The sequence below is a fragment of the Cryobacterium sp. 10I1 genome (assembly GCF_035019805.1).
Lineage (GTDB): Bacteria > Actinomycetota > Actinomycetes > Actinomycetales > Microbacteriaceae > Cryobacterium > Cryobacterium glucosi.
The window spans coordinates 1-3343 of the sequence record NZ_JASJVF010000305.1; the positions used below are offsets into that span (position 1 = coordinate 1).

The following is a 3343-nucleotide window of genomic DNA, read 5'->3' on the forward strand; positions in this document are numbered from 1 at the left end:
TCGAGGCTCGGGAGCCGCAGCGAGAGCTCGGTGACGGCGATGTTCTCGGCGTGCAGCCGGGCGACGGTCGCGGTGAGCGAACTGGCCGCAGAGGTCGACAGCGATGAAGCACGCGCCATTGTGCTGTTCACGCCGGTCGTCCGGGCCTTCTCCGCAGAGGAGGCCAATCCCGATGCCGCTCGTGACTCGGCACTCGTCCCCGAGGCGCTCGCCGAGGCCGCACGGCGTGCGTTCGACGCGTGGGCGCAGGACCCGCCGGGGAGGGGCGGCGAACTGATGCAGCTCGCCTTCCCGCTCCTGTCCGCGTTCCGGACCTCGTTCGGCGAGGAGGGCTGGATGCTGCGGGTGCGGATCCCGAGCGGCGAGGAACTCGGCCTTGATCCCTGGCCCGCGGCCATGCTGCACGTGATCCGGGCCGCCACGGCGCAGAACCGCGGCGACATCGCCGAGCTCGGCGAGGCATCCGCCCAGGCCGTGCGCGCGTTCGAGGCGATCGGCGACCTTTGGGGCCTCGCCCTCGCGCAGCAGATGCGCGCGGAGTGGTTCAGCCTGCAGGGGCGCCTGGACGAGGCGCTCGACGTGACGGACGCGTCGACCGCGAACATGAGCCGCATCACCTCGAGCTGGGACCTCGCCCAGCAGCAGGCGCTCGCCGTGTCGATCATGCTGCGGCAGGGCAGGCTCGCGGCGGCGCGGGAGCGCGCGGATGAACTCCTCGCCGGGGCTGCGGAGTCCGGCAATATCTTCACCGTGATCCAGGCCGAGGCCACCGCACTCGTGCTCGACCTGAACGACCGCGACACGGGAGCCGCGAGCGCCCGGCTCGCCAGGATCGAGGACCTCGCGTCCGGCTGGCCGAACATGCCCGCCCAGCTCGTCGCCATGATCGGGGTGCGCCGCGCGGAGCTCGAGCTGCTTCAGGGCGACGGGGATGCCGCGGAGCGGGCCATTCGAGTGGCCGCCGGCGCCGCGATCGCGAGCCTCGACCACCCCGTGATCGGCCAGGTCGCACTGAGTCTCGGCGGCCTCGCGCTCGCCCGCGGGCAGGTCGAGGAGGCCGTGCGGGCGCTCGACCTCTCGTCTGCGATCATCGGGGCATACGACCGCCTCGAACCGAGAGCGATCGCGATCGAACAGGCCGCCGCCGCCCAGGGCATCGACCGGGCGACGCCGGCGCCCTCCTCGCGCCCGCACGCCCTCGCGACCCTTCGCGCCCTGATCGACCCGGCCGGCTGATCCCGCCCCCCGCGCGCGGGAGGGAATCGCGTTAGAGCTTCGTGCGGTATGCGCGCATCGCCAGGGGGAAGAAGACGCCGACGAGGACGACGCAGGAGAGCAGCACCCAGAGGACTTCGCCGCCGACGCTTGTGCCCGGGGTCATGATCGAGTTGCCGACCAGGAGGCCGCGCATCGCGTCTGTGACGTGGGTGACCGGGTTGATCGCGACCCAGCCCTGGAGCCAGCCGGGCATGGTCGCCGCGGGCACGAACGCCGAGGAGCCGAAGGTGAGCGGAAAGACGATCAGGAACGACAAGCCCTGCACGGCGCCCGAGCTGCGGGCGAGCATGCCGATGAACACGGATGTCCAGCACAGGCTCATCGCGAACACGATCATGAGCACGATGGCCGTCACAACCGAGTACCACGGGGTCAGGAAGCGGAAGCCGATCGCCGCGCCGAAGGCGAGGGTGACGCCGATCGCGATGCTGTGCCGCACCACGTCGCCGGTCACGGCGCCCATGAGGGGTGCGGACCGGGCGATCGGCAGGGACCGGAACCGGTCGAACACCCCGTTCTTCAGGTCGGAGTTGAGGTTGACGCCGATGGTCATCGCCGTGGTCATGATCGTCTGCACGATGATGCCGGGAAGCGCGAACTGGAGGTAGTCCTGGCTCGTCCCGGCGATCGCGCCGCCGAAGATGAACACGAAGATCACCGTCATCACGATCGGCTGCACCGAGACGTCGAGGAACTGCTCGGGGTTCCGCACCATCTTGGTGACGGTGCGCTGGGCGAGGATCAGCGAGTCGCGGACGATCATGATGCGGCTCCTTCCGTGACGAGGCCGGGCGCCGAGGGTACTGCCGGCGTGTGACCGGTCAGGGAGTAGAAGACCTCGTCGAGGCTCGGGAGCCGCAGCGAGAGCTCGGTGACGGCGATGTTCTCGGCGTGCAGCCGGGCGACGGTCGCGGTGAGGGCATCCGCGCCGGCGACGGGGACCGAGACGAGGCTCGGGGCTGGAAACTCGGGGGCGCGGGTGCCGACGGAGGCGAGCAGGGCGGTGACGCGGTCCAGGTCCCGGTCGTCGGCCGGCCGCACCTCGAGGGTCTGCCCGCCGACCTGGCGCTTCAGGCCCTCCGGGGTGTCGTGGGCGATGACGAGACCGTGGTCGATGACGGTGATCTCGTTCGCGAGGGCATCCGCTTCTTCGAGGTACTGCGTCGTCAGCAGCACGGTCGTGCCCTGGCGCACGAGGGTGCGGATCATCTCCCAGACGTCGTCGCGCTTGGCGGGGTCGAGGCCCGTGGTCGGTTCGTCGAGGAAGACGACGCTCGGACGGCCGATGAGCGAGGCCGCGAGGTCGAGGCGGCGGCGCATGCCGCCGGAATAGGTCTTGGCGAGGCGGCCACCGGCGTCGGTCAGCTCGAATTCCTCGAGGAGCTCGGCGGCGCGGGCCTTCGCATCGGAGCGGGACAGCCCGAGGAGGCGCCCGATCATCACGAGGTTCTCGACGCCGCGCAGGTCCTCGTCGACGCTCGCGTACTGGCCGGTCAGGCCGATCCGGCGGCGCACGTCGACGGGGTGGGTGACGACGTCGAAGCCGGCGACCGTGACGGTGCCGGCGTCGGGCTTCAGCAGGGTCGCGAGAATGCGCACGGCGGTGGTCTTGCCCGCGCCGTTGGGGCCGAGGACGCCGAGCACCCGGCCGGGTTCGACGGTGAGGTCGATTCCGGCGAGTGCCTGGGTCGTGCCGAATCGTTTGGTGAGCCCGCGGGCTTCGATTGCTGCGGTCATGGTGCCTCCTGGGTAGGACACCAGTAGACAATTCCCCCGCTGTCGCCCCGCTGCCGTGCGCTGTCAGCGGCTGTCAGCCGCCGTCAGCGCCGGCTGCGGGCAGCGGATGCCGCGCTACGGCCTGCCGTATGCCTCCAGCAGGCGCAGCCAGACTTCGCTCATCGTGGGGTAGGCCGGGACCGCGTGCCAGAGCCGGCTCATCGGTACCTCGCCGACGACGGCGATGGTCGCCGCGTGCAGGAGTTCCGCGACGTCCTGGCCCACGAACGTGACGCCGATGAGCACTTCCCGGTCGAGGTCGACGATGGCCCTGGCCATGCCGGTGTAG

The 3343-nt window shown here is 70.9% G+C and carries 2 protein-coding genes and 2 pseudogenes; 1 reads left to right on the forward strand and 3 read right to left on the reverse strand.

Translation table 11 applies throughout. The features are described 5' to 3' along the window. Positions 1-1236: pseudogene (locus QN345_RS16980) on the forward strand (hypothetical protein); the annotation flags it as partial. A 31-nt stretch (positions 1237-1267) separates the two neighbouring features. Here the strand turns inward: QN345_RS16980 and QN345_RS16985 are convergent. From QN345_RS16985 to QN345_RS16995, 3 genes and pseudogenes are all read right to left on the reverse strand, one after another. Beyond that, positions 1268-2041: an ABC transporter permease gene (locus QN345_RS16985; RefSeq protein WP_134560651.1), complete on the reverse strand. Its 774-nt coding sequence runs from the start codon at positions 2039-2041 to the stop codon at positions 1268-1270. Then, on the reverse strand, positions 2038-3015 hold the full coding sequence (locus QN345_RS16990) for an ATP-binding cassette domain-containing protein (protein ID WP_322136329.1): 978 nt from the start codon (positions 3013-3015) through the stop codon (positions 2038-2040). Before QN345_RS16990 ends, QN345_RS16985 begins: the two co-directional genes overlap by 4 nt. Positions 3016-3129: 114 nt before the next feature. Beyond that, positions 3130-3343, reverse strand: a pseudogene (locus QN345_RS16995) (pyridine nucleotide-disulfide oxidoreductase); the annotation flags it as partial.